General features: G+C 37.4%; 27 protein-coding genes and 1 pseudogene. 7 read left to right on the top strand and 21 right to left on the bottom strand.

The genetic code is table 11. From position 1 onward, the window contains the following. Positions 1-40: 40 nt before the first annotated feature. Positions 41-1,054, bottom strand: coding sequence for a SepM family pheromone-processing serine protease (locus AC4G3L_RS09905; RefSeq protein WP_491076791.1), 1,014 nt, complete (start codon positions 1,052-1,054; stop codon positions 41-43). Next, entirely contained in the window at positions 1,044-1,838 is a 795-nt protein-coding gene (locus AC4G3L_RS09900; protein WP_491076790.1) for a patatin-like phospholipase family protein, read from the bottom strand. The genes AC4G3L_RS09905 and AC4G3L_RS09900 overlap by 11 nt, the downstream gene beginning before the upstream one ends. 199 nt (positions 1,839-2,037) lie before the next feature. On the opposite strand from AC4G3L_RS09900, the gene ylbJ reads away from it, so the two are divergent. Beyond that, positions 2,038-3,270: a sporulation integral membrane protein YlbJ gene (ylbJ, locus tag AC4G3L_RS09895; protein ID WP_491076789.1), complete on the top strand. Its 1,233-nt coding sequence runs from the start codon at positions 2,038-2,040 to the stop codon at positions 3,268-3,270. Between the two features lie 50 nt (positions 3,271-3,320). Here ylbJ and coaD read toward each other — a convergent pair whose 3' ends face one another. Together coaD and rsmD are read right to left on the bottom strand one after the other, a co-directional pair. After that, positions 3,321-3,803, bottom strand: coding sequence for a pantetheine-phosphate adenylyltransferase (gene coaD / locus AC4G3L_RS09890; RefSeq protein ID WP_491076788.1), 483 nt, complete (start codon positions 3,801-3,803; stop codon positions 3,321-3,323). A gap of 29 nt (positions 3,804-3,832) precedes the next feature. Beyond that, positions 3,833-4,384 (bottom strand): 16S rRNA (guanine(966)-N(2))-methyltransferase RsmD, encoded by a 552-nt coding sequence (gene rsmD, locus AC4G3L_RS09885; RefSeq protein WP_491076787.1) that lies wholly within the window; start codon positions 4,382-4,384, stop codon positions 3,833-3,835. A 429-nt stretch (positions 4,385-4,813) separates the two neighbouring features. Between rsmD and AC4G3L_RS09880 the strand changes: the two genes are divergently transcribed. Further along, positions 4,814-5,203 carry a DUF7147 family protein gene (locus AC4G3L_RS09880; RefSeq protein ID WP_491076786.1) on the top strand — a complete coding sequence of 130 codons (390 nt, stop codon included), beginning with the start codon at positions 4,814-4,816 and terminating at the stop codon, positions 5,201-5,203. Between the two features lie 32 nt (positions 5,204-5,235). Here AC4G3L_RS09880 and AC4G3L_RS09875 read toward each other — a convergent pair whose 3' ends face one another. From AC4G3L_RS09875 to AC4G3L_RS09855, 5 genes are all read right to left on the bottom strand, one after another. Beyond that, positions 5,236-5,508: a YlbG family protein gene (locus tag AC4G3L_RS09875; RefSeq protein ID WP_491076785.1), complete on the bottom strand. Its 273-nt coding sequence runs from the start codon at positions 5,506-5,508 to the stop codon at positions 5,236-5,238. 418 nt (positions 5,509-5,926) lie between these two features. Beyond that, positions 5,927-6,364: a YlbF/YmcA family competence regulator gene (locus AC4G3L_RS09870; RefSeq protein ID WP_491076784.1), complete on the bottom strand. Its 438-nt coding sequence runs from the start codon at positions 6,362-6,364 to the stop codon at positions 5,927-5,929. Between the two features lie 178 nt (positions 6,365-6,542). Next, positions 6,543-6,785: a YlbE-like family protein gene (locus AC4G3L_RS09865; protein WP_491076783.1), complete on the bottom strand. Its 243-nt coding sequence runs from the start codon at positions 6,783-6,785 to the stop codon at positions 6,543-6,545. A gap of 23 nt (positions 6,786-6,808) precedes the next feature. Further along, positions 6,809-7,210, bottom strand: coding sequence for a spore coat protein YlbD (ylbD, locus tag AC4G3L_RS09860; RefSeq protein ID WP_491076782.1), 402 nt, complete (start codon positions 7,208-7,210; stop codon positions 6,809-6,811). A gap of 354 nt (positions 7,211-7,564) precedes the next feature. Further along, a complete protein-coding gene (locus AC4G3L_RS09855) occupies positions 7,565-8,629 on the bottom strand; it encodes a CAP domain-containing protein (RefSeq protein WP_491076781.1) in 1,065 nt (354 codons plus the stop codon). A 274-nt stretch (positions 8,630-8,903) separates the two neighbouring features. Here AC4G3L_RS09855 and AC4G3L_RS09850 point away from each other — a divergent pair, with 274 nt between their 5' ends. After that, positions 8,904-9,269 carry a YugN family protein gene (locus AC4G3L_RS09850; protein WP_491076780.1) on the top strand — a complete coding sequence of 122 codons (366 nt, stop codon included), beginning with the start codon at positions 8,904-8,906 and terminating at the stop codon, positions 9,267-9,269. A 42-nt stretch (positions 9,270-9,311) separates the two neighbouring features. Here AC4G3L_RS09850 and AC4G3L_RS09845 read toward each other — a convergent pair whose 3' ends face one another. The 8 genes from AC4G3L_RS09845 to cyoE all read right to left on the bottom strand — a co-directional run bounded on the left by AC4G3L_RS09845 (position 9,312) and on the right by cyoE (position 16,724). After that, positions 9,312-9,815 (bottom strand): hypothetical protein, encoded by a 504-nt coding sequence (locus AC4G3L_RS09845; protein WP_491076779.1) that lies wholly within the window; start codon positions 9,813-9,815, stop codon positions 9,312-9,314. Positions 9,816-10,012: 197 nt separating this feature from the next. Further along, positions 10,013-10,480, bottom strand: a complete 468-nt coding sequence (locus tag AC4G3L_RS09840; protein ID WP_491076778.1) for a DUF420 domain-containing protein — start codon at positions 10,478-10,480, stop codon at positions 10,013-10,015. A gap of 110 nt (positions 10,481-10,590) precedes the next feature. Further along, on the bottom strand, positions 10,591-11,472 hold the full coding sequence (gene ctaG, locus AC4G3L_RS09835) for a cytochrome c oxidase assembly factor CtaG (protein ID WP_491076777.1): 882 nt from the start codon (positions 11,470-11,472) through the stop codon (positions 10,591-10,593). A gap of 300 nt (positions 11,473-11,772) precedes the next feature. Beyond that, the gene (gene ctaF, locus AC4G3L_RS09830) at positions 11,773-12,105 is read right to left on the bottom strand and encodes a cytochrome c oxidase subunit IVB (RefSeq protein ID WP_491076776.1); all 333 of its coding nucleotides are present in this window, start codon (positions 12,103-12,105) and stop codon (positions 11,773-11,775) included. 6 nt (positions 12,106-12,111) lie between these two features. Next, the gene (locus AC4G3L_RS09825; RefSeq protein ID WP_491076775.1) at positions 12,112-12,744 is read right to left on the bottom strand and encodes a cytochrome (ubi)quinol oxidase subunit III; all 633 of its coding nucleotides are present in this window, start codon (positions 12,742-12,744) and stop codon (positions 12,112-12,114) included. Continuing rightward, positions 12,744-14,624 carry a cytochrome c oxidase subunit I gene (ctaD, locus tag AC4G3L_RS09820; protein WP_491076774.1) on the bottom strand — a complete coding sequence of 627 codons (1,881 nt, stop codon included), beginning with the start codon at positions 14,622-14,624 and terminating at the stop codon, positions 12,744-12,746. The genes AC4G3L_RS09825 and ctaD overlap by 1 nt, the downstream gene beginning before the upstream one ends. A gap of 33 nt (positions 14,625-14,657) precedes the next feature. Beyond that, a complete protein-coding gene (gene coxB, locus AC4G3L_RS09815; protein WP_491076773.1) occupies positions 14,658-15,725 on the bottom strand; it encodes a cytochrome c oxidase subunit II in 1,068 nt (355 codons plus the stop codon). Positions 15,726-15,815: 90 nt separating this feature from the next. Then, positions 15,816-16,724 (bottom strand): heme o synthase, encoded by a 909-nt coding sequence (gene cyoE / locus AC4G3L_RS09810; protein ID WP_491077182.1) that lies wholly within the window; start codon positions 16,722-16,724, stop codon positions 15,816-15,818. Between the two features lie 564 nt (positions 16,725-17,288). Here cyoE and AC4G3L_RS09805 point away from each other — a divergent pair. Both AC4G3L_RS09805 and AC4G3L_RS09800 read left to right on the top strand, forming a co-directional pair. After that, positions 17,289-18,233: a COX15/CtaA family protein gene (locus tag AC4G3L_RS09805; protein ID WP_491076772.1), complete on the top strand. Its 945-nt coding sequence runs from the start codon at positions 17,289-17,291 to the stop codon at positions 18,231-18,233. 417 nt (positions 18,234-18,650) lie between these two features. Continuing rightward, positions 18,651-18,860, top strand: a pseudogene (locus AC4G3L_RS09800) (transposase); the annotation flags it as partial. Between the two features lie 120 nt (positions 18,861-18,980). On the opposite strand, the gene pyc reads toward AC4G3L_RS09800, so the two are convergent. From pyc to AC4G3L_RS09785, 3 genes are all read right to left on the bottom strand, one after another. Next, entirely contained in the window at positions 18,981-22,415 is a 3,435-nt protein-coding gene (gene pyc / locus AC4G3L_RS09795; protein WP_491076771.1) for a pyruvate carboxylase, read from the bottom strand. A 93-nt stretch (positions 22,416-22,508) separates the two neighbouring features. After that, the gene (locus AC4G3L_RS09790) at positions 22,509-23,708 is read right to left on the bottom strand and encodes an FtsW/RodA/SpoVE family cell cycle protein (protein ID WP_491076770.1); all 1,200 of its coding nucleotides are present in this window, start codon (positions 23,706-23,708) and stop codon (positions 22,509-22,511) included. Between the two features lie 116 nt (positions 23,709-23,824). Next, complete coding sequence (locus AC4G3L_RS09785) at positions 23,825-24,121, bottom strand: Fpa/YlaN family protein (protein WP_491076769.1); 297 nt, start codon at positions 24,119-24,121, stop codon at positions 23,825-23,827. A gap of 175 nt (positions 24,122-24,296) precedes the next feature. On the opposite strand from AC4G3L_RS09785, the gene AC4G3L_RS09780 reads away from it, so the two are divergent. Then, positions 24,297-24,800, top strand: coding sequence for a peptidyl-prolyl cis-trans isomerase (locus AC4G3L_RS09780; RefSeq protein ID WP_491076768.1), 504 nt, complete (start codon positions 24,297-24,299; stop codon positions 24,798-24,800). 177 nt (positions 24,801-24,977) lie between these two features. On the opposite strand, the gene AC4G3L_RS09775 is transcribed toward AC4G3L_RS09780, so the two are convergent. Continuing rightward, entirely contained in the window at positions 24,978-26,309 is a 1,332-nt protein-coding gene (locus AC4G3L_RS09775; protein ID WP_491077181.1) for a PhoH family protein, read from the bottom strand. Positions 26,310-26,678: 369 nt separating this feature from the next. On the opposite strand from AC4G3L_RS09775, the gene AC4G3L_RS09770 reads away from it, so the two are divergent. Next, a complete protein-coding gene (locus AC4G3L_RS09770; RefSeq protein WP_491076767.1) occupies positions 26,679-26,879 on the top strand; it encodes a YlaI family protein in 201 nt (66 codons plus the stop codon). The last annotated feature ends 5 nt before the right edge of the window (positions 26,880-26,884 follow it).

Below are 26,884 nucleotides of genomic sequence, written 5' to 3'. Positions count from 1 at the left end.
ACATTCTGAATCAATGGCTTTTTCTTTTATTCCGTTTATCTCATTTCATGTTTTTCAAGTAATTCAGCGCATCATCTATTGTATCCACAGGGACAATAATCATATCAGTACCAATTTCTTTTGCTGTTTTTACAGCCAATTGATAATCCGATTTTTCTGCACCCTGTTGATTTGGAGCAAAAAATATTTCGGCATCAGCTGAATCAGCAGCTACAATTTTCTGATCCACACCACCGATTGGACCGACTGCTCCATCATCAGAAATGGTTCCTGTTCCTGCAATTTTCTTGCCTCTTGTGTAATCTTCTTCCGTTAATTGATTAAATATTTCAAGTGTAAACATCAACCCGGCAGATGGCCCTCCAATACTATCAGCGTCTATCTTGATACTCCTGTCTGTTTCGATGCTTCGATCCTGTACCAATGTAATGCCCACACCAACTTTTTCGGTTTCCTCGAGCAGCTCCAATTGAAGAGTTTTATCAATAATTTTTTTATCCCGCTTAATTTCTAACTTTACTTGATCTCCAGCCTTTTTCGAAGATACGTACTCTATGAAAAATTCACTTGACTTAATATTTTTTCCATCCACTTTGATAATTCTATCTCCGGGTTTTAATACACCATCTGCCGGTGTATCTTTAGCAATATGAAGGACATATATTCCCTCAACCTTCACTTTAGCTTGATATCCTGCTTCTTTGTATCCATTTAAAATAGCAGATGTTTGTGAATCATCCATTAGCTTTAATTGTCTGATGGAATATTCTTCATCTGTTTCATCCTGACTTCTGATTTGTTCCTGCTTATAAATTTTATGATAATCTGCTATTTTAGCCCATGCATATGTATAAATATTTGCCCTTCCCATCCGGACCGTTGTCAGCATAAAAGAGCCCTCTGCTTTTGTTCCGTTTTCAACCTCCACAAATTGCTCCAATGTTTCAGCAGAGCCGGGGGTTGAAACATAATAAGGCAATCTATAAAAGGACGCAAGCATCGCCAGGATCAGGAATGCCACCCCAATTTTGCCTTTATTAAACTTACGCTTCATCTATATTTTTCTCCTTCCAATGCTGTATGGCCTCTTTAATCTCCGGCAGCCTTTTTTTTGCTTCTTGTTCTCCCATCATAATGATTTCCTGAATGTTTGTAAATGCTCTCGAATTATAAGTTTCAACCGGGGGTTGAATCATTACATCTGCATTAATCCCTTTCATTTTAACAATCTCCATTTGCAGAATATCTAGGCTTTTAAATATAACGTCATAGATAGATTGGATCTCTGTATCTCCCTTTGTAGCTGACACATCGCTTGCAATTACAATATCCGCTCCCATTTCTTTCACAACCGAAACAGGAACCCGATCTACTACCCCTCCATCTACGAGTAGCTTTCCATTAATTCGTTTTGGTACAAAAACACCCGGTACAGAAATACTGGCTCTTACGGCCTCATAAACCGGACCTTTCGTAAAAATAACTCTCTCTCCTCTTTCTATATCTGTTGCTACAACAGCCAAAGGAATTTCAAGATCCTCAAGATTTTGATTTTTTGTAAACAAACGAATATATTCCTCTATTCTTTTACCCGCCACAAAACCTAATCTCGGTACAGTCAAGTCCATAAAGTATTTTCGTTTAAATTGTAATGAAACTTTTTGTAATAGTTCAAGATCAGAGCCACTTGCATAAAAGCAACCAATTAATGCTCCCATGCTGCTACCGGCTATATAATCGATTTTTATACCCTCACTGTTTAATACTTTCAGTAAACCGATATGTGCAAACCCTCTGGCTCCACCGGAACCCAGTGCTAATCCTATTTTCGGCTTCATTTCAAATAACACTCCTTTATGCGAACTGATTCCAAGTAGGCTCCAATAACGGAGTCTTCGTTCTAAACTGTATTTCACTGCGTATATTTTAATAATGGGGACAACCCCCGTCACATACAATTCTCTCAATATTTTATTAAATATATTTTAACATTAGATTATTTACTACGCTTAAATTTCATAAGGGAAGGGATTTAATTTGGATAAATCAGGTTTAAAATCAGCACTATTGGCATTGATTGCAGTTATAATGGCAGCAGCATTAATATTAATGCCTCAGGAATCCTTTGAAGCATCTGTTCGGGGTTTGAATATTTGGCTTGAAATAGTATTTCCTTCCTTATTGCCTTTTTTAATCATTGCAGAAATGTTGATTGCATTTGGTGTAGTAAAATTACTGGGTGTTTTTCTAGAACCACTCATGCGTCCCTTATTTAAAGTACCTGGAGCAGGAGGGTTTGTCTGGGCAATGGGTCTGGCATCCGGTAATCCCTCTGGAGCAAAGCTAACGGCCAGGCTTCGAGATGAGGGACAGCTGTCAAGGATAGAAGCAGAACGATTAGTGTCATTCACCAGTTCATCGAACCCGCTGTTTATTTTTGGAGCTGTATCTGTTGGTTTTTTTAATAACGCTAAACTAGGAATACTGTTAGGATTAACCCATTATGCAGCGAATATTTGTGTTGGTTTAATTATGAGATTTTACGGAAGAAAAGAAGAAAGGGATAAATTCGAACGTACAAAAAAAGAAACAACCATATTTCCAATCATGGAAGCTTTAAAAAGCATGCACCGCACCCGCCTTAATGACCAACGGCCTATTGGAAAAATATTAGGAGATGCAGTTAACTCCTCCATTCAGACACTTTTAATGATTGGCGGATTCATTATTATCTTTTCTGTTATTAACAAACTTTTATTCCATTTACATATTACCGGCTTTTTCGCTTCCATCGTTAACAGTCTATTCTATACTCTTCATATCCCATCATCATTAAGTGTTCCTTTTATTTCTGGTTTGTTTGAAATCACTTTAGGATCACAATTAACGAGTCAGGCTGATGGAGCTACATTATTGCCACAAGCAATCATTGTCAGTGCTTTACTCGCATTTGGAGGATTCAGCATCCAGGCTCAGGTCGCCAGTATCTTGGCCGAAACCGATATACGGTTTAAACCATTCTTTATTGCACGCCTTCTCCACACTCTTTTTGCAGCAATCCTTACCCTGATTTTATGGAAACCCATATATTTACGGCTATCCACAGCCGAAAATACATCTTTCTCTCAGTTGGTATTCTCTATGGAAACATACGGAGGATTATCCAGTACGATCCTGAATTTCTTTGTCAACTATGGCGCATTAATCACTATTGTATCTCTAGCCGGCTACACCGCTTTATTATTTATACAGTATAGAAAATCACTATAAGTTAAAAGCCAATCCCTTTTTATATAGGATTGGCTTTTTTCCAAATGAGCTTATTCAGCGATCTTTCTACTCAGGCGTTTTTGCACACACTCAGGGACAAGCTCCGATATATCTCCACCATACTTTGCTACTTCTTTTACGATTGAAGAACTTAAAAAGGAAAATTGATTATTTGTCATTATAAAAAATGTTTCAATTTGATCATTTAATAAGCGATTCATTGAGGTGATTTGCATCTCATATTCGAAGTCGGAAACGGCTCTCAACCCCCGAATAACCGCAATTGCATTTTTTTCTTTTGCATAATCCACGAGCAATCCTTGAAAACTGTCCACTTTCACATTTGGTAAATGGGCAGTGGCTTCTTCTATGAGTTGTACTCTCTCCTCTACCGTAAATAACGATTTTTTAGCAGAATTATGGAGGACACCAACATATAATTCATCAAATATCTTTGCTCCTCTTTGAATAATATCCAGATGTCCATATGTTATGGGATCGAAACTTCCAGGGCATACAGCTATTTTCTTCACAATACTCCCCCATTCTTCATAATTAGTAGTTATCTCTCGAAAAAGGATATGACAGTAATTCCATACTTTTCTGTACGAAACCTTGTGAACCCGCCTATTTGTTCAGGAAGAGTCAATTCTTCTCCATGTTCACAAATGATTAAACCATTCTCTTCCAACAACTCAGCATCTTCAATTTCTCCAATGAGAGTCGGGATGATGTTAGCTATTTTATAAGGGGGATCCATAAAAATAAGATCAAATTTCTTATTTCTCTTACCAAGAGCTTTTAATGCCCGCAAGACATCACTTCTGTGAACCTCTGCCTGATTATCCATCTTACATGAAGCAATGTTCGTTTTAATTATTTGAATAGCTTTAGCATCTTTATCAACAAAAACGCCTCTTTCCATCCCACGGCTCAGAGCTTCAAGTCCAAGGGAACCGCTTCCTGAAAATAGATCCAGAACCTGTCCTCCTTCAAAATAAGGTCCTACAATATTAAATAAGGACTCTTTTACTTTGTCTGTAGTTGGCCGGGTTGTCATGCCCGGAACAGCCTTTAATGGTCTTCCTTTACAAGTACCTGAAATGACTCGCATAATCTGTCACCAAATTTCATATGTATTCAACTTTCTAAGATATCCTACCATAAAAATTCTTGATTTCACAAATAGAAATCAATTTTCTCCTACCCTTGAATAGTTCACTTGAATTTGGCCATACTACTAGCAACAACATCTTCAGAGATGTTGTTGCCAACCGCGGAGAAGACTTACGTTTCCCCATAAGTTCTTCCTCCGGTTTCTCCTCTCCCTTTGCCTTCTGCCTTCCTACGCGAAGGTATAGAAGGACCCTGCGATGTTACATCGCAGGGCTTTTTTATTACTTTTTTCCCCCTCTTAAAAACAAATATTATTTAAAAGCAGAATTTTATAATCATTTTCTTTAAATACAGCTATCATCCCAGATTAACCTGGCAGGATAATATGGTACACTAAACCATATTGCAATACAGGAGGACACTCGGAATGAATCAACGTTTTATTGAACTTGGGCCAGGATATTCTGACCTTTATGAGCTATTAGAATTAGCAAAGGCTAATCAATCTCGGATGAATTATTTTTTATGCTTACAGTCAGAAGGCGCAAAAGGTAAGGTCTTGTCATTTGTATTAGTCATGAAAAAATCTAGCTATGGTGACTTCATCCCACTCTATATTTGCAGGGAAGGCATCCCTGTTTTAGATAATAAACCAAGCAAGCGTTATGAATTATTTGAGCAAGCGGCCAGAGACCAGAATAGAGAGATTATCTCATTGGAAGTCAGACATTCATCCACTTTTGCTGACACTGACCTATATTATCAATATTTAATTGGAATAATGCGTATGAATCGCTTCTTACCCCCATTGCAATAAAAAGCCGGATCCTAATGGATCCGGCTTCCCATTTAAATACCTATTTTATATTCATCTTTTTCCTTCTCATGCTTTTTACTCTCAAATTCTGTTTTAATAAACGGTTTATGAGATAATTCCACCTTTTTTACAAAAGCATATGAAGATAATTTTTCCGATACTGCCTCTATTTCGTCCATATTCACATATAATACAGCATATTTTAATTTGCGGGAAACATAATGCAAATTGCCTGTTTTACGCAATGTTTTCACTTGTTTTAGACTATGAAGCCATACAATCAGGCTTTGCCTTTCTACAAACATATACATACCCCTTTAGGATGCAATTTATATTTAGTGTACCATATTATCAAAAGGTGTATCAATATTTAGATAGATAGGGAACAGAGGCCAGACCTTTATATGTAATTGTACCTTTTTAATTATTTTCCAAAACTGATTGGTGGACACCTGTAATTAAAGAATACATACTCACTAAAAGATAAGTATCTCTAATTATATTATCTCCCAGAATTAAACCTTAAAGAGTCTCAGGTGATTCATCTATAGTCCTTATTAGAAAAGGATAGTACCATACAGTTTGATGCCTTACTTTGTTTGTGAAAATTCTTGCGGACGGAATAGAGAGAACAGCAGAAACAAAAAAACTGCAGACTTTGTCTACAGTCTAAAACGAAAGGCAATCCCCGTCTTTTATCGGGGATTGCCTTTTTTTATACCGTCACGAACATCCACAGCTTCCCCCCGTACCGCATCCTCCACTGCAGGATGATTCAAAGAAAGGGTTCCCTGTCGGTACTTTTATATGAGGAGATACTGAATGGCCAATCAGCATGCTGATTTCATCCAATAGTTGCTGCAAGCTTGTTTCAGCTTGTTTATATTCAATCACAGATGGGTGAAGGTCCATTTCTCTTTTAGCCTCACGGATTGCTTTTGAAATAGTTCGGTAATCTGGATGGTATCTCCCAAAACGCTGAGCTTCCTCGTAAGCATCCTTTAAAGAATTAAAGGCATGTATTTTTTTCTGTGCAACCTGGTCCTTCTTCATCTGATCAAGACTTAAATAGTATTGCTGAGCTATATCTGAATTCATTATCTCTTTGGCTAATTGTTCAGCATGGTCAATGATTTCAACCGTTTCAATAGTAGCAAGCATGAAAATACTCACCTCCAACCTTATCATATCATGTAATATTCAAGGATGCTATAAGTTAGGAATAGTTTCCATTCAATCTTAGGTATCTCCTTAAGCTTGTCCGCTCTATACTGATAAGTAGAAGAAGTACTTAGCTAGAATACTCGCCATACTTCATCTACCCTTACAGAATGTCCATTCATTGATTACCGCTATTCATTGATTGAAACATCGAAACCATCATAGAGGCCATTTGAACACTGTTTGAAAGCTGATGAACCCGGTCTGGGATAGATTTTTTTAAAAAGTACTTCGCTTCTGTATTAAATAACGCAAACTCCTGTGGATTTCTGCACAACCGTCTGTACCAGATTGGCTGTTGTCTCAAAAAGCTCAGTAAATCTTCATCAGCTTCGATCAATTCATAGATATCTTGTCTCAAATTCTCACTCCGATCTTTATGAGCTAATCTTGTCTAAATTTGAAAGGATGATTATTAGGAACAGGAGGTGGCTTTTCTTCTGTTTGTGCGGTAGATTGAAATTGAGAGATAACCCCTTGAATCGCCCCTAAAGCCTGACTTATATTCCCTATTTGTTTTTGGATTTGATCAGGATCCATTTTCTTCAGTTGATTAAGAAGCTGCGAAATAAATTCTCCCTTATCTGTTTTCTCAGTCTCTTTCTCATCCTTTTTTTCTCCTTTATATTCGTTCCACGCTTCATCCTCTTCACCAAGCAGGGCCCAATTTTCGTAAATTTCTTGCCATGTTTTCTTGCCCATCCTGACATCTTTTACGATTTTGGGATTATCCTTAAGAAAAAGCTTAAATTCCTGTACAGAAGGATGCAAATTAGATTCATCCATTTAATCTCACCTCACCACATGACATACGCCTAGGATAGTATATGTTTCCGAGAAACAATAAGTGAAGATTCTTATTAAAGAATTTAAACGATACCTTTGCTATTTACCCAGTATAATTTTAAACAACAAGTAAGGATGATAGGCTGTTTTTGTTTAGATAATGTAACTCCATAAATTTGACCACGGAAATATGGAGAGCAAGGTCCTTTCGTTTTGTACTTAAATGGACCAAGCATAAGTGTTAATTCAGTAATCTTATTCCTTCCGAACAATATACGAGATCCCTCTTTTTATAAACTAAAAAGAGCAATTGAAGAGAAAATAGCTTCTTCATTGCTCTTTTTAATGTACATTTTATTCATGCAAAGATACAAAGTTCTGTGTGTAATATTTTTTGTATACGCCTACTCCAAGTCGGGTAAAATCTTCATTCAGCATAATATCTCGGTGTCCTTTACTATTGAGCCATCCTTCAACGGCCGCAATTGCATCTGTGTACTGAGCAGCTATGTTTTCACCAGCCGAATTGTAAGAGATACCGCCTTCCTTCAGACGATCACCAACATCTTTGTCTTCTGGAGATACGTGATCGAAATACTCATTCCTCATCATATCTTCACTGTGCTTAAAAGCTACAGTCGAGATTTTCTCATCATATTCCAGAGAATTCAAACCAAAACGTTTTCTTATGACATTCGTCAGATCCAGGATCTGGAGCTGACTGCCTTCTTCTACCAGTTTCCATTCTTCTTCGGACAATTCTTTAGGCTCATATAATTCGCCCCGATAAGTAAGTTCATATGGCTTATGCATAATTAATGTTTCTGCATCCATAAATCGAACACCCGATACACGCCCCAGTATTTTATCTAAATAAACCTGTGCATACATATCACCGAGCTTTATTAGAGGGCGATAATGAAGATCTTCTTCCGATAACTCAAAATGATATTCAGTGTCTTTCCACTTTAACTTAATATAACTATCCATATTTAATTCTTTATATAGAGACTCCACTGTTTGATCTATAAAAAAGGGATATAGATTAATATCATCTGCAGAACTGAATAGGGTCACAATTTTTTTATTTTTTTCGTTTACTCCAAATTGAATATAGTTGTTTACTGTTTCATTATAGATCCACCAATTATATCCATAAGCTGAAGGATCAATACGACTGGGTTCACCATATTCCTCGAGCAATTGATTGCTGGTTTTACCGATCCATTTAGATACACCCTGTTCAGGTCTAGTCTTGTTATTCGAAACTTCTTTCATCTTTTCTGAGGATTCTATTGTATTTTCATTAACGGAGTCGTGATCGATAATAGCTGTATTGTCTTTTCCATCTTCATGAACCGTTAAATAAATGCCACCTACTGTAATTAAAACTAAACAAAAAATAACCTTCAAACCCAATTTCAGAGGAAGTCCCTCCTATCATTCATACTGTATATAATATAATTATACCATTAGAATTGAAACAAACCTATCACTTAAATCGAAACAATTATAAATAAGTATATTATATGCATATAGAATATTTATAGAATCAGAAAGATCTTTCTGATTCTATGAAAGAACAATTTATTGCAGATAAGGAAAATTAATACTAAAATTAGAAGGGAGAATTCCCATTACTTGTTTCATACCGAAATAGGGCATTTGCTAAAAGGGGATAGGAGGAAATAAGATGAAATTTGAAAATACAGGCCTTGAGAAATACCAAGTGAACTTAAACAGGCTAGATGAAGTCATGAGCGAAAATGGGATGGTACGAGCTGAACAGTGGGATTACGAACGCGTTTCCTACGACAAAAAATACGAATTAAAAGACGGTACATTCTATTTACGCGTCTTTGGATATGCTATTGAAGGTGATGTAGGTGCACACCGGGCAACTATTCAATTAATGACCCCGGTCCTCGGAAAGCATTATTACCCTCATGGTGTCGAATATGGAGAGACAGAGCATTTCCCAACATCACTACAGAAGCAATGTGAGACTGTTCTAGCTTCTGTAAAAGCTGAGTTAGATATATTTGTCGAGGTTGAATAAAAAGTACGCAGAAAGCCTGCAGGAATCATACATCCTGCAGGCTTACCTCATGTATTTTCTCATTAAGCAATAATGTCCATCACCTCTCTCAGCCTCAAATCCATGCATCCTTAAGACCTCTTTATAACAAGACTGTTTAGCCACTACTTCAGTCTTTACTATTTTTGCAGTACCTGTTTTTTTAAAATAATAGAGCAAACCTTCTATAACTTCAGACGCATATTCCTTTTCTGTTCCGTCATCTGTAAAATTTAAAGAGAAATTTATGCATCCTACTCCTTCAGGGTTTTCTTCTACCTCTAATTCACCAATAAATTGTTGACGCTTCAAATCAATAATAAAACAGATCCACCAGCCAGCATCTCCTTCCACTTCAAATAATTCTATTAAAAGAGGGAGCATACCTTTAATTCGATCAGATGGGAAACTGTCAGGGACATATACGGGGGAAACCATTTTAAAATCTCTGGGATATAAAATAAGTGACTTTGCCAACGACAAGGAACACGGGATAATCAGAATTCGACTGGTCCTAATTTGTTTCATTCTCGCACCTCCGAATACTTGCATTAAAAAATACATACATAAAAGATTTAATTTATAAGGCCCCAGATTGACATCACCCTGCCCTGTCAAAAAATATCAATTAAAATTCCATCCAATAAACGCTGTTGTAAAAGAAGATAAAAAAAGCCGTCTCTAATTCTATGAGACGACCTGTTTCACCTATGCAACTTTTATTTTCAAGAACCAAGAATCGCTTTAAAAACGCTCGTGGTTTCTCCACCGTGATAGATAACATATAACAATAAATAGACAGTAACACCTGCTACAGCGTTCACCATCCAAATTATGCTTGTAGGAGGAGCTATTTTTCGATGCTTCTCAATTTTTCCTTTATAGCCGTAATACAGACTAATAATTCCCATAACCGCTCCAATGGTTGCCAGCGTAATATGTGAGATTAGAAAAATTGTATAGTATATTTTTATCGAATCAGGTCCCCCGAAAGCAGTGTTTCCTATAAATAGTGTTCTGCTTGCATAAATTACAAAAAACAAAATGGCAAATACAGCTGCCCAAGACATCAATTTTTGATGAAACTTTATGTTTCCTTTTTTTACTTGCCATACTCCAAAACCTACAAGGATAGCACTGATCACGATGCATGCAGTGCTTATCGTAGGCAATACGGGTAATGAACCGCTCATAATAGCTGAACCTCTCTTTACTAATTCTGTTAACTCTACAATTGTAAAATATTATATTTGAAAACTCAAATTTTACTATTTAGTTCACTAAAGTTTAAATATTCATCCAATTAATTCCCTAAATGCGGGTTTGCTTCCATAAATCGTTTTGTTTCTGCATCTGCTTTCTTAGTATCTTCTTTAAACCAATTGAAGAAGGTATAGGCTAAGATAATTCCATAAACGATTTCCTGGATAATTTTCATAATAACACCGCCTGTTTGCTGATCTTCAACAACTGGCATATTTATAAACATTTGAGGGCCACTCAAATCCAACCCTGATAAGGTACCAACAGGAACACAGAGTTTCATGGCTTCCATCCACACCGCAGGATCTGCATATGTCGCATACATCGGCACTTTTGAAAAAATGATCAGTGCACAGGCCGGTGTAATTAATATGCCATTAGCAAATATATATCCAATTTTCTTAAGTCCTGATAATCGTTGGCTCTCTTCAATTTTATTTACTAAATGCCACCACATAAAGAGTGAGGAAACAAACAGAACTGCTGTGAACAGACTATGAAGCAGCATATTAACTTTTACAATATCAAAAATGGATGGGACATGGTAAAAAGAAAAAAGCCCATTAAAGAAAATTAACGTTATCAATGGTTGTGTAAGGAGTAAAAACCATTTTTTAAATACGAATTTCTTTAACAGCCAATCCGGTAATCCTAATAGAATAAATGGCGGAATGACTAAAAATAAAAACGCCATCTGAACCATATGAATCGTAAAAGATAGATGCCCCAATAAATCGATTGGTGAGCCTTCAATAATATAAAAAAGAACCATTGCTATAGAGAAATAGATAGCTTCTTTCCTTTTAAAATGTTCACCCGCTTTATAATAAGTAACATAAAAATAGACGGCTACTATCAAGATTGTCATGAGGAATAAGTAAGGACTCCATAAGGCCCTAAATCCGAACATGTCTAAATTCAATTAACTCACCTCTTAATTAGTTTTCCTGCCTCTATTATAGTATTTAAGAAAAAATGGTATCTGAATCCATCTTTTAGCTCTATTAAACTTAAATGTTGATATCCGTTCCAGGGCTCCGCTTTATGCAGGTCGTCCGGTAGCCTCCTCGTTGATTTACGCCTATGAGGTTTCCCCAGTCTCGCTCCTCCAGTAGGAGTTTCAGAACACCCACTACTATCACCCAGCTAATAAATCAACAATGAACTTTAACAAAGCCAATCTTTTAAAAAAATCGGCTTAACGAGTTAAGCCGATTCCTTCTTAAATCCACACAATCAGTACAAATGTAAGGATAGTTGTTACACCAAAGAGCAACCCGGTGTACATAAATCCTGCCATTGTTCCATGTCCTTTTTTATTCATATGCATAAAATAATAGAGTTGAAAAATGACCTGTATCACTGCGAGCAATAAGATAAATGGCAATACAAACCATCTGGAAAACCCCTCATAACCCACTGCAAAGAACGCAACTAAAGTTAAGAAGATCATCATTATAAATGTAATAACCTGCATCTTCATATCTTCCGCATTTTTCTTCCGTCTATATTTAAGAGCTTCCTTACTAAGACGTGTCTTAGGTTGATTTTCCATTTATCTTCACCCCACCATTCCCATTAAGTAAACAACTGTAAAAATGAATACCCAAACCACATCAATAAAATGCCAGTAAAGGCTCGCAACATAAAATTTCGGTGCATTATACAAATTTAATCCGCGTTTTGAATTACGGAGCATTAAGGCAATAATCCAAAGCAATCCAAACGTTACGTGTCCCCCGTGGAAACCGACCAATGTATAAAAGGCTGATCCAAATGCAGACCCTGTAAATGTGTGATGGTATTCATGCACATAATGGTTAAATTCATAAATTTCTAATCCCAGGAAGGCAGCTCCCAGTAAAACCGTGATTAAAAGCCAAAACTGCATTTGTTTAAAATCATAATTTCTCATGTGGTACATGGCATACACACTTGTTAAAGAACTTGTTAAAAGCAGCATTGTAGCAATAAAAGCCAGCGGCATATCAAACAAATCTTTAGCCAAAGTCATATCCTTATTAGGCGGTACACTATCTTTTAATGCTAAGTACGTTGCAAATAATGAAGCAAATAGTACTGTCTCTGCAGCAAGAAACAGCCAAAAACCTAAAAACTTATGTTTTCCTTCTGCTGTATGTTTCTCAGGGTGAGATGGCCATGTTTCTGGTGTGAATTTTTGTTGTGTATCCATTACACCTCAACCCCCTTATCATTTTTGGGATTAGAAGAGATCAATTCTTCTTTATGAATATGATATCCGTGGTCATCTTTGATGGAACGGATGAGCATAGCCAAGAAGGTTATCAACAAACCAATAATCATAACCGGAACAGTCCATGCCTTATCTGTTGCATTATAAAGTGCACCAAAAGCGGCAACAAATAATCCAAAAGAAATAAAGACCGGCAGAATGGAGTTATTAGGCATATGGATATCACCAAGAGGTTCAGCCGGTGTCATGCCATTCCTGCCTTCCATTTTTTCTAGCCACCAGGCATCATATCCACGTACCAATGGCAATCTTTCAAAGTTGTACTCAGGAGCTGGCGAAGATATGGACCACTCAAGTGTACGGCCATCTTTCCATGGATCATTTCCAACCTTGACGTTTTTAACGGTTGTAATCACGATATTAACCAATAAGATAATGACAGCGACTGCCATCACAAATGCTCCAACAGTAGAAATTAAATTACCAGTCTCCCATCCCTGTCCGTCTAAGTAGGTGAATACACGTCTAGGCATTCCCATTAATCCGAGGAAATGTTGAACAAAGAATGTTAAATGGAATCCAATTAGGAATAACCAGAAAGTAATTTTACCCAAAAATTCATTCAACACAGTTCCAAATATTTTTGGCCAGTAAAAATGCGTACCTGCCAGTAAGGCCAGCACTACTCCACCTACAATAACATAATGAAAATGGGCAACAACGAAATAACTATCGTGATATTGATAGTCAGCCGGCGCTGCAGCATTCATAATTCCGGTCACTCCACCCATAACAAACGATGGGATAAAAGCGACAGCATACAACATTGGCGTCGTAAACGTAATCTGACCGCCCCACATGGTGAATAGCCAGTTAAAGATTTTAATTCCAGTTGGAACTGCAATTGCCATAGTAGCTACAGCGAATATAGCATTTGCAACTGGACCAAGACCTACTGTAAACATATGGTGAGCCCATACCATGAATCCTAAGAAACCAATTAGAATAGTTGCAAAAACCATGGAAGAATATCCAAATAATCTTTTTCTAGAGAATGTCGGAATTATCTCTGAGAAAATCCCGAATGCTGGAAGAACCAATATATATACTTCCGGATGTCCAAAAATCCAGAATAAATGCTCCCATATAATTGTATTTCCACCTAAAGCTGTTACAAAGAAGCTGGATCCAAACATACGATCAAACATCATCAATGTTAATCCCACTGTAAGCGGCGGGAAAGCAAATAAAATCAAGGCAGACGCCACGAATGTTGTCCATGTAAAAAGAGGCATACGCATGAACGTCATTCCAGGTGCCCTCATATTAATAATCGTGGCCAGGAAGTTAATTCCGCCAATTAACGAACCCATACCAGATATCTGAAGTCCCAGTATGTAAAAATCTATTCCGTGACTTTCAGATGCCAACGAAAGAGTTGCATAAGATGTCCACCCGGCATCAGGCGCTCCACCCATAAACCAAGATAAGTTTAAAAAGATACCGCCAAAGAAAAACAACCAAAAACCTAATGAATTTAAAAATGGGAATGCTACGTCTCTTGCCCCTATTTGCAGCGGCATGATTGCATTCATAAATCCAAGTAATAAAGGCATGGCAGCCAGGAATATCATGGTTGTTCCATGCATGGTAATGATTTGGTTAAACATTCCTCCACTGATAAAATCATTTTCAGGCTTAACAAGCTGTATTCGTATAAACATTGCTTCAAGCCCCCCGAGCAAGAAGAAAATTCCTCCCGCAAAGATATAGAGCTTGGCAATCTTCTTATGGTCAACTGTAGTTAAATAATCCCAGATAACACTAAGAAACCCCTTTTTTTGAGTAATCGTACTCACGTTTTAACCTCCCCTTTGCAAACTAGCAAACTTTTATTTTAGCGTTAAGGTTTCCAGGTACTTAGTAAGCGCTTCAATTTGTGAATCAGAAAGCTTTCCGTATGTACCAGTCATTTTGTTTCCTTCTTTAACTGACTCAGGATCTTCAAGCCACTTCTTCACATTTTCTTCATTATTTTCCAAATAACCCGCTACTATTTCACGATCAGCAAAATTGGATAGGTTGGGTGCTAATCGTGCCTGTTCCGGTCGCTGATCGTTTGAATCGATTGCATGACAACCGATACAGCTTTTATTAAAGATTTCCTGTCCTTCACTAGCAGTTGCATCAGTTAGTTTTTCTTCTGTATGCTTTGTTTCTTTCATGCTGGCTACCCATTTATCAAATTCATCTCTTGGCAAGGCTTTCACTTTAAAATCCATCAAAGCATGAGAAGCTCCGCATAGCTCAGCACATTTCCCATAAAAAATCCTGCCGGCCTCTTCACTCTTTTTATCATCAAACTCTAGCCAGAAGCTATTCTCACCTTCCGTATTTGTGTCAAGCTTACCTCCAGCAGATGGAATCCAGAAGGAATGCTTTACATCAGTAGCCTTTAAATTAAAGTAAACCTTTTCATCGGTTGGCACGACAAGCTCTTGTCCTGTCATAATGCCTTCACCTGGATATTCAAACTCCCACCAGTAGTAATTCGCCCTTACATTCACTGTTAAGGCTGTTGGATTACCATCCTTATCCTTGTCATCTTTAGCAGATACATCCGCAAAATCAAACGTATAATAAATGGTTGGAACTGCAAGAATGATTAATAAAATAATCGGAATAACGGTCCAAAGGATTTCCAACTTGTGATTACCTTCAATTTGTTTAGGGATTGAATTATCTCCCTTTTTACGACGAAATTTTAAAATTGCAAGTACAAATAGTATAACAACGACGATAATAACCAATACCATAATGGAAGTACTGAGTATCATCAAATCATATTGTTTCTCCGCAACCTCTCCTGCTGGATCTAACGCTGATAAATACGGCTTGCCACAGCCCGAAAGAATCAGTGTGAAAATAGCAATTAAAGATGCAATGCGCCATTTTTTCATAGCAAATAATTACCCCTCTTTCGTAAAAAATTTCTTCTTTCCAAAGGAACATCTTATATAATTAATTTCTTAAAGAAAGAACCCCCAATGTTAAAAGCGATTAATTAATGAAACAATGACCATTGCGACAAAAGATATTGTCATATAGTTTAAAGAATAAATAAACATCTTATTGGCCCACTTTAAATCTTCTTCTTTCGAAAATTCCTTTTTTAAAGAGAATCCTCTTAAAGTTAAAATAAGCCATCCTATATTTAGAATTGTTGCCAAGACCACAAAAGATACCCCGATTGGTTTCAGTATAAATGGAATTGGAAGCAATAAAGCCACCCATATTAACATATGAATCTTTGTTTCTTTGAATCCTTTTACAACAGGCAGCATTGGTATTCCAGCTGCTCTGTATTCCTCCGTACGTTTCATAGCCAATGCGTAAAAATGCGGAGGCTGCCAAACAAACATTAATAAAAACAATCCCCAGGCTATGGGATGCAATCCAGGGTCAACAGCCGACCACCCGATCAAAGGCGGAACAGCACCCGAAAAACTGCCGATAACAGTATTTGAGACTAATCGTCTTTTTGACCACATGGTATACAGCATTACATAGGACACTACCCCAATCAGTCCCATTAAAGCAGCCATTGGTGAGGCCATCAATAGAATTAACAACCCGGTTATCACCAGAGCAAGCCCCATATATAACACTTTTATAGGGTGAACTTTACCAGTAACCGTGGGACGGTTCTTTGTGCGAGTCATGAATACATCAATATCTCGGTCTATATAATTGTTTAAGCTGCCAGATCCGGCTATAACCAGTGCTGCCCCCACAACACCATATAAAACGAGATCAAGATTGCTAAGAAAACTTTGGTCCGTAAAATACAGACCGAGCCAAATACCTGTAAAAACAGTTATTAAATTTGAATTTACAATCCCCACCTTCACTAATACCAAAAAGTCCTTAAATGTTGTACTGCTCATTTCTTTATCCATGTCTAGTCCCTTCTGGTTCTCATATGAGGTCTGCGATGCCGGTTTAGGTTTCATGCTGTTACCTCCTGTCTGTCATAGTAGATTTCAATACTTGAGTTCTCCTTCGATATATTCACGTAATAAAATGATTATATTTTTATAGAAAAATTTACCTACTATATATTTAAACATAGAACATACAGTTCATGTGAAGATTATTTGTCTGATTTTTGTCAAAAGTGTGACCTAATTATTATATAGTGGTAATTTTATCCTGTAAATATGTTTTGTAACATTTTAAGAGTGAAAACCTTATTTAACCAATTGAATCCCCACTCTATTTCTAACAAACTCTTCCTTAAGTTTCAACTATAAACAACCGCAGCAGAGTCTTTCATCCCAAAATTTATAATTTCAAAGATCATTTAAAAACTTTCCTTTGAAATTATTGTCTTTATTATTTATGATATATTAGTAATGATTATCAAACTTTGTAATATTTACCTTATTATAATGGTTACAATTATTAGGAAACAAATGTTTAGGCTTACTAATTTATTAAAATAAAGCAGGTGTTAGAAGTACATGCAAAAATCGTTGAAATGGTTTGCCGTTATGACAACCCTTGTTATGCTCGTCATCTTAATTGGAGGCGCGCTCGTTACAAAAACAGATTCCGGCATGGGATGCGGACGTTCCTGGCCATTATGTAATGGGGAATTCATTCCTAAAGAGATTACGCCCGCTTTGATTATCGAGTTGGCACATAGACTTTGTACCGGTATCGGAACATTTATGGTAGTTGGACTATCCATATGGTCCTGGAAAGTCATCGGGCATATCCGAGAAACTAAATTTCTCGCAATCCTATCTGTATCATTTTTAATCATCCAGGCATTGATAGGGGCAGCTGCCGTCGTTTGGAGTCAATCTGATTTCGTGCTTGCCCTGCATTTTGGAATATCGCTCGTCTCATTCGCAGCAGTTCTTCTCTTAACTTTATTGATTTTTGAAGTAGATAAAAAGTTTGATGCCGACAAATTGAAAATATCAAGGAAGATGTCATTTCACATTATCGCCCTGACTGTTTATTCCTATATTGTCATTTATACAGGCGCATTGGTTCGGCACACGGAAGCCAGTCTTGTTTGTCCTGAATGGCCTATGTGTTTCAATGACGGTTCACTAGTGCCTAATAATATGTATCAATGGATTCAAATGGGGCATCGTGCTGCTGCCGGCCTGATTTTTCTCTGGATCTTCTGTATTTTCATTTATACATGGCGTCATTATCGCCATGTTAAAGTATTATATTGGGGCTGGAGTATTTCCCTCATTCTTGTCACTTTGCAGGTTATAGCAGGAGCGTTTATTATCTTTACCCGTTTAAACCTATATGTAGCTCTTATGCATGCACTACTGATTACTTGTTTATTTGGGGTATTTTCCTATTTTATCCTTCTGGTAACCAGATCCAGGAAGAACACAACAACACAAACTTTGAATCAAACGATTAAAAAAACAAGCTAATTAAAACTGTATTCTTAAACTATGCTTTGCACCACTTTTATACAAACTTATTTCATTTCAAAAGAAAAGGAACGGGATATATATTTCCACGCTCCTTCAAACTGTAGACAAATCCCTTAATCTTTTCGGGACCTTGTCTACATTTTTTTTGTTTTCGTTATTCTTTCCTATTGGTTAAGCTATTTTCTACAGTATGGGCTCACTTTCCGCGGGCAAGCATCAAGCCTCCTCGCGCTATGCGCTGCGGGGTCTAGGGTACGCTTGTTTTTCCCGCAGGAGTCTCTCCCATTCTGCAGAAAATAGCATACTGCTTCATATATGAGTTTCCTCGGTATAAGAAAGAAATTCTCTGTGTTTTTTTGTATAATATAGGTAACCAATATTTACCAATGCAATGATGAGTATGTTAACCAAACATACTCAAAGCGCATGGAAACCATTGAACGAGTCTTAGCGGATACGAAAGAAGGGCATGGAATGCGTTGAACAAGTTTAATAGGACTTAAAAAATAATCCATGCAGGCGATGCTTACTTTCGCTGCCATAAACTTGAAGAAAATGACCAATTGGAATTGGGAGGGTTCAAAAATGGCTCAAAAAATAGATGGATCGGTCTATCCCTCGTGAAAAAGCAATAAAAGAGGGAATTCAAAAATTAGTCCCTTAAGAGCCATTCTGAATTCCTTTTTTGTCTACAATCTGAAGGAACGGGATATATATCCACATTCCTTTTTTGTATTGTTTATATCAATCGAGTTCAATCAGTAAATCGCCTGTTTGAATGGCTTCTCCATCTTCCACAAAAATCTCTTTAATCATTCCGGCAAATGGCGCCTGAACAGTGGTTTCCATTTTCATTGCTTCCGTAATGATTAAGTGATCGCCTTTTTCTACTTTTTGTCCCGGAACAACCAAAACTTTCATCACGGTTCCCGGCATGGTTGCACCTATATGGTTTGGATTAGAAGTGTCCTGCTTTCTTTTCGATTGAATAAGCGTTTTAACACTATCATCTTTTACAACTACTTCTCGAGCTTGTCCATTAAGTTCAAAATAAATCATTCTCGTACCATCCAAACGAGGCTCGTTGATGGAAATTAATTTAATCATTAATGTTTTTCCCTTTTCGATTTCCACTTCTATTTCTTCCCCTATAGAAAGACCAAAATGGAATGTTGGTGTATCTAATGCTGATACATTGCCATATTTACTGCATGACTCTGCATAATCCAAAAACACTTTTGGATAAAGGGCATAAGAGATTGCGTCAAACATATTGACAGGACGTTTGATCTTCTCGAACAATTCTTCTTTTAATTTTATAAAATCAACATCCTCGAGCAATTCACCCGGACGAACAGTAATTGGTGATCTATTTTTCAGAATTACCTTTTGCAATTCTTCTGGAAAACCGCCATATGGTTGACCCAAATAACCACTAAACAATTCAATGACTGAATCAGGGAAATCAATTAAATGGCCTCTTTCTAAAACACTCTCTTCCGTCAAATCATTTTGTACCATAAAGAGAGCCATATCCCCTACTACTTTGGACGAAGGTGTTACTTTAATGATATCACCAAACAACATATTTACTCGATGATACATATCTTTCACTTCATCCCAGCGTTCACCTAAACCAACCGCTTTCGCTTGCTGCTGAAGATTGGAGTATTGACCGCCCGGCATCTCATGAACATATATTTCCGTATGAGGTGATTTCATGCCACTTTCGAAATCAGCGTAGTAATTTCTGACGCCTTCCCAATACTCAGATAGCTTTTCAACAGGCTTAATATCAAGTTGAGGTCTCCTCTCGCTACCTTCCAGGGCATAATAAAGTGAATTCAGGCTTGGCTGGGAGGTAAGACCAGCCATTGAGCCAAGTGCAGTATCAACGATATCAACACCTGCATCAATTGCACGCGCATACTGATAGATTCCATTTCCGCTCGTATCATGTGTATGCAGATGAATCGGTATATCGACCGCATCTTTTAACTCTGATATTAACCGATAAGCAGCTTCAGGCTTCAACAGTCCTGCCATATCTTTAATAGCTAATATATGTGCTCCCTGTGCCTCTAATTCTTTAGCTAGATTCCGATAGTACTGTACATCATACTTTTGCCTGCTTGGGTCAAGTATATCACCTGTATAGCAAATTGCGGCCTCTGCTATTTTCCCTGTTTGGCGAACTGATTGAATGGCTTTTTCCATTCCTTTAACCCAGTTCAGGCTGTCAAAAATACGGAATACATCTATTCCGGCATGGGCTGACTTTTCAACAAATTCCTGTATAACATTATCAGGATAATTTTTATAACCCACTGCATTGGAAGATCGTAAAAGCATTTGGAATAGTACATTTGGGATATCCTGTCTCAGCATTAACAATCTTTCCCATGGATCTTCTTTTAAAAATCGGTAAGCAACATCAAAGGTTGCCCCTCCCCACATTTCCATAGAAAACAGATTAGGCATCATCTTTGAGGTTGGTGCCGCGATTTCCAGTAGATCCTTTGTTCTCACCCTGGTTGCCAATAGTGATTGGTGTGCATCTCGGAATGTAGTATCCGTAATTAATACGTTTTTTTGCTCTTTAATCCAATTGGTCAATCCCTCCGGCCCCAATTGGTCCAATAATTGTTTTGTACCGGCCGGAGCTGCTATATGATCATGAGTTTGCGGAACCTTCGGCTTATCGAAATTTGGTTTCTCTTTTACACCTATCCCTGGGAACCCATTAACCGTGACATTTGCAATATAATTCAGTATTTTAGTTCCACGGTCTTTTCGATCAGGAAAAACAAAAAGCTCCGGTGTCGAATCGATGAATGAGGTATCATATTGACCTGACTTAAATTGCTCATGTTGAACAACATTTTCAAGGAAAGGAATATTGGTTTTAATTCCCCTAATTCTGAATTCCCTTAAATTACGCAGCATCTTTGCAGCTGCTTGATCAAATTGGGCAGCATGAGTTGAAACTTTAACAAGCAGGGAATCATAATACGGTGTGATAACCGACCCATGATAGGCGTTACCCGCATCCAAACGTACACCAAATCCACCGCCTGATCGATAAGCCGCAATTCTTCCCGTATCCGGCATAAAATGATTTAATGGATCTTCAGTAGTCACCCTCGCTTGAATGGCATACCCATTCGTATGTATATTTTCTTGTTTTGGGATATTTAATGGATTATCATGCAGACTATGACCTTCTGAGATTTTAATTTGTGATTGAACAATATCAATACCCGTGATCATCTCTGTAATCGTATGTTCGACCTGTACACGAGGGTTTACCTCGATAAAGAAAAATTCCTCTCCAGAAACAAGGAATTCTACTGTGCCCGCATTCACATACTGTACATTATTCATTAATAGGACAGCAGCATGACAGATCCTTTCTCGCAAAGAATCTGTGATTGAAACACACGGCGCTACTTCAACTACTTTTTGATGGCGGCGCTGTACAGAACAGTCTCTTTCATATAAATGAACAATGTTTCCTTCCATATCTCCAAGTATTTGTACTTCTATATGTTTTGGATTCTCAACATACCGTTCTACATAAACTTCATCATTTCCAAAGGCAGCTTTCGCTTCTGATTTTGCCCGATAATAAGCTTCTTCTACTTCTTTTGGATTGCGAACAATCCTCATACCTCTGCCTCCGCCTCCGAGCGAAGCTTTAATAATAATGGGATACCCATTTATTTCTCCAAACTCTATAACCTCTTCCAAATCGCCAACTGGGCCATCACTCCCAGGAATAATTGGGATACCGGCCAATTTTGCCTGCTCTTTTGCCTTTACTTTATCTCCAAACATATCAAGATGTCTTATGTTTGGACCAATAAAAATAAATCCTTCCTCTTTACATCGTTTAGCAAATTCAATATTTTCAGACAGAAAACCATAGCCTGGATGTATAGCATCAACACCACTCATCCTGGCAATCTCTATGATTCCTTCTATATCAAGATACGCATCAATTGGCTTTTTACCTTCACCAACCAAATAAGCTTCATCTGCTTTATAACGATGATAGGATTTATAATCCTCTTTTGAATAAATAGCAACCGTTTTAATATCTAATTCATTGCAAGCTCGAAAAATTCGGATAGCAATTTCGCCGCGATTAGCTGCCAGAACTTTTTTAATTTTCTTCATAGTAAGCACCTCAGCCTTCTTTAAAATTATGTAAATATAATAATTTTTTATAAAAAATAATGAGTAAGAAGGTTATTCTTACTCACCATTTATTTAGATTTGTCCATCCATAGCGTGATGTAATTCTTGTGTATTGGGGTCTTTTTTGTATGTCGCATCATACCTCGTCATCATAGAAACATTGACCAGTATTCCAGCTGAAATGAAAAGGACAAACAATGATGAACCGCCATAACTGATAAATGGCAAAGTAACCCCGGTTATTGGTATTAAACCGATTACTCCTCCCAGGTTAATCATCGCTTGAATTCCAATCATACTGGAAATCCCTGTAGCAAGCATACTTCCAAATGGATCATTTGACTTAATAGCAACACGAATTCCTTTTAATACAATCGTAGCCAGACAGATAAGGACAAACCCTACACCAATAAGTCCCAATTCCTCCGAAATAACGGACATAATAAAATCAGTGTGCGGTTCAGGCAAGTAACCATACTTCTGCGTACTCTGTCCAAATCCCACACCTGTAATACCGCCATTTCCAATAGCTACATATGAATTGACAAGTTGATACCCTTCATATTTCTCACTCGAGAACGGGTCCATAAATCCGACAAAACGCTCGAGCCTTTTTGGAGTAAAAATCTTGTCTTTAAAGAGAAAGATTAATGGTGCAGCTACAACCAATGCCCCTACCAAAATGGAAATCAATTTCGTGAAACTTTTCCAGTTCATACCAGAACAAATAATAACGGTGCATGAACTTGTGAAAATAATGAAAGCTGTACCGATATCAGGTTGCAACACGATCAACACACAGATGATGATTAAAAAGAGCAGGGGGGGAACGACACCTTTATTGAATACATTTATATATTTTTGTTTATTCGAATAGACAGCACTTAGGTAAATAATCATCCCCAATTTAATAAATTCTGATGGCTGCAGACTCCCAAGTGAACCAAGCTTAAACCAACTTTCCGCATTTCCGGCGGTATGGCCAATAAAGTTCAGGGCAACAAGGGCAAAAATCGATCCAAAGACAATCGTAATCAAGATCTTCTTATTCTTATAAATCGGATAAGGTGTTGCTGCTATAAAGAAAAAGATGATAAACGCGACCATTAGATGCTTAAATTGTTTTATGTAGAAAAAATCACTGGGATATCCAAATCTTGTCACAGCTGTTACCATGCTGGCACTGTATACCATAACCAACCCAAATATACTCAAAAGAATAATAACGGCGATGAGGGTAAAATCATACGATTTTAAAATACGTTTTAACATAATGATCTCCTTGCCTGAATTTCGTTTCAAAAATAAAATAAACGGTTGTTAAAATTATATAAAGAAAAACAAAAAAACTCAAACAACTTCGGCATCGTTTGAGTTTCGACTGCTACTTATTTTCTCAAGGAAGCATCATGAAGAGTTGATAGTTCTTTTTCAAGGAATCCCAATAGCTCTTTACCGTCTCTTTCTTCTATTAATCCCAATCGGACAGCAAAGTCAATTTCTCTGGAGAGACCAAACATTTGAGTATCTAAAACTTCTTCATATAATGGACATTGAGGCATAGTCAAATTGTCCATTTGCACCTTTATTAGTTGAAATATTTTATCAGCGTCAGCCTTTAACAATGCGTAGGCCTTTTCTTGATGATTGACAAGGATATCAGATGTCAATGTGCAACCCCCCATTATGGCCCAATGAACCAATCTATTATAAAATTTTACCCTTAAAACCGTAAAATTGCAAGAATAGGTAATGTCAAGAAGTTTAGTTTTTCTAAAAAAGATAGCCTTTGAAGCAGCTAAATACTGTACAAGCTCAACCGGCAGTTATAAGATTAAATTTGGAAGGGAGAGACAAATTATGAAGGATATTCTACAAGTGAAAGGGAATGTGAAATTTCCTATCTACATCGATCCGGGCACATGGATATTTGATGACAGAAAGTTTGATCTGGATGCCTGGCATCCTGAACTTAAGCAAGAAAATTTTAATGAACAGGAAATGTATTTAAAACAAGTGTCATCTCAATGGGATAAAGAAATTATTGAAGGTTCTTCGCCACCTCCGCGTGAGCCTGTCAAAAAAATAAAGAAACAGGAGCTAACAGAAAGAAGCTTTGGCATTGCCTTAAAACCTTTTTTTCTAAACGCTGAACCAGAAAATAATGCCACAACTATTACTATACATACAGAAGAATCAAACTTTGTTTACCCGCTTGAGGAAGCGTTTCAATTAGTAGCTGGTTTCTCCATAAAAGGTAGGCCAGTCAATGCGGACGAAGGGGGCCCTATTCATATTTATCATGGTGATGGCTCTAACAGGCAAACACCGATTAAAAACGTAACAGGTTTTACGATCCAATAAGAAATATTGGGAGCTTTGGCATCAATTGTCCTGCTCCCCTTTAATATAATCGATCCCTTCAATCAATAAATTACGGTTTATTATATGATAAGGAGTTACAAACAAACTGACCAATTCGTCTTATTCAATTAACACGAATTTTTTAATTCCCCGTCCTCAGCCTATTTTCAGACTGTTTTATAATAAATCAGCAGCCAGTTGGGCTAAACCAGACCTCTCTCCTTTCACTAAATTCACATGGCCGGCGATTGCTTCACTTTTAAACTTCTCCAGAACATACGTCAGCCCATTATTCCATTCATCCAAATAAGGATGATCTATTTGGGCAGGGTCCCCGAGTAATATAATTTTACTGCGCTCCCCCACTCGGGTCAGAATTGTTTTCACTTCATGTTTAGTAAGATTCTGGGCTTCGTCCATAATAATAAAACTATCAGGTAAACTGCGCCCTCTAATATATGTTAACGCCTCCACCTCAATGGAATGCAGTCCAGCCAGAATTGAATCTAACTCCCCCGGTTTCTTTGTGTTAAATAAAAATTCGAGATTATCATAGATAGGCTGCATCCATGGACGTAATTTTTCTTCTTTTTCACCAGGCAGGAACCCTAAATCTTTCCCCATTGGTACAATCGGTCTTGCCACAAGTAATTTATTATATTCCCCTAAATCCTCCGTTTGCAGCAACCCGGATGCCAGCGCCAACAATGTTTTCCCAGTCCCGGCCTTTCCAGTCAAGGTGACCAACTGAATGTCACTTCTTAATAACAATTCGATGGCCATATGCTGCTGCACATTTCGCGGCTTAATCCCCCATACATGTTCCTGATTATAGCGAAGCTTTTTAATCTTTTTTTCATGACCGCTTATCATTCCTAAAGCAGAAAGTGAACTCATTTCTGTACATTTTATAATAACAAATTGATTCACATAAACAGAATCCGTTTGCTCTCTTGGAACTGAGATTTCTCCCTTTGAATAAAATTCATTCACAACCGTACGAGAAACGAAGATTTCTAGAAAGCCCGCATACATCTGGTTTTCATGAATAACCCGATCACTCAAAAAATCTTCTGCCAAAAGCCCAAGTACATCAGCTTTTACCCGCATTAGGATATCTTTACTTACTAGAATCACATTCCGTCCGTTTTCTTTCGCCTGTTCTTCCAAAGACAAATTCTTGGCAATGGCCAATATCCGATTATCATTTGTCTTCTCCGCAAAGTATTCCGCAACGTTGTGAGATGAGCGATGATTCATCTCTATTTTTAAATATCCTCCATTTGATAAAGGAATTTTATGATGGAGGTTCCCTTTTGTACGCAATTGATCAATAAGCCTAGAAACATAGCGGGCATTTTTCCCTACTTCATCCAAGTTACGTTTCTTTGAATCAAGTTCCTCCAATACCACTGCGGGGATGACTACCTCATTCTCCTGGAATGAAAAAATCGACATTGGATCCTGTAGTAATACATTCGTATCTAGAACGTAGATTTTGCTCAATATATATCCTCCTGGCCATGACTTCATTTATTCTTCGGAGCTTGGTATACTTGGTTGAATGATTTCCGAATTTCACTCCCGTCATAAGCAGGTACACTCCTGCTAAAATTTTAGACCTGCTTGCAGCTGATTGAAATTCTTGTTTGATAAGCGGGACAAATCTGATGCTCAAATATATGTATTTACATCCATAAATAGAAGAAAACAACGCATTATCTTTAAAATGTTTAAGTATTTTCAGAGCTGTATACAAAACAATCCAACATTACCTCCCAAATACTAGCTAAGCCATTCACCCCTCTTGGAACGTGTGTATGGATGATTCTTATATGGTATAATTACCATACATGCAATAGATTGGGGTGTACTTTAATGCGAGTTAAATGTGTAATCTGTGATAAAATCGAATCAATTGAAGATGAAACGCTAATGGCTAAAAGGCTCAGAAATCGTCCAATTCATACATATATGTGTCAGGAATGCAGTAAACGTATTGAAGAACGAACAAATGCACGAAAGAGCACAGGTAATTTCAGGATTTTCCGGGCAATTAAAGAAGATGATACATGGTAAGGGTA

Source organism: Bacillus sp. z33, assembly GCF_058313615.1.
This window is presented reverse-complemented; position numbering and strand designations above follow the sequence as displayed.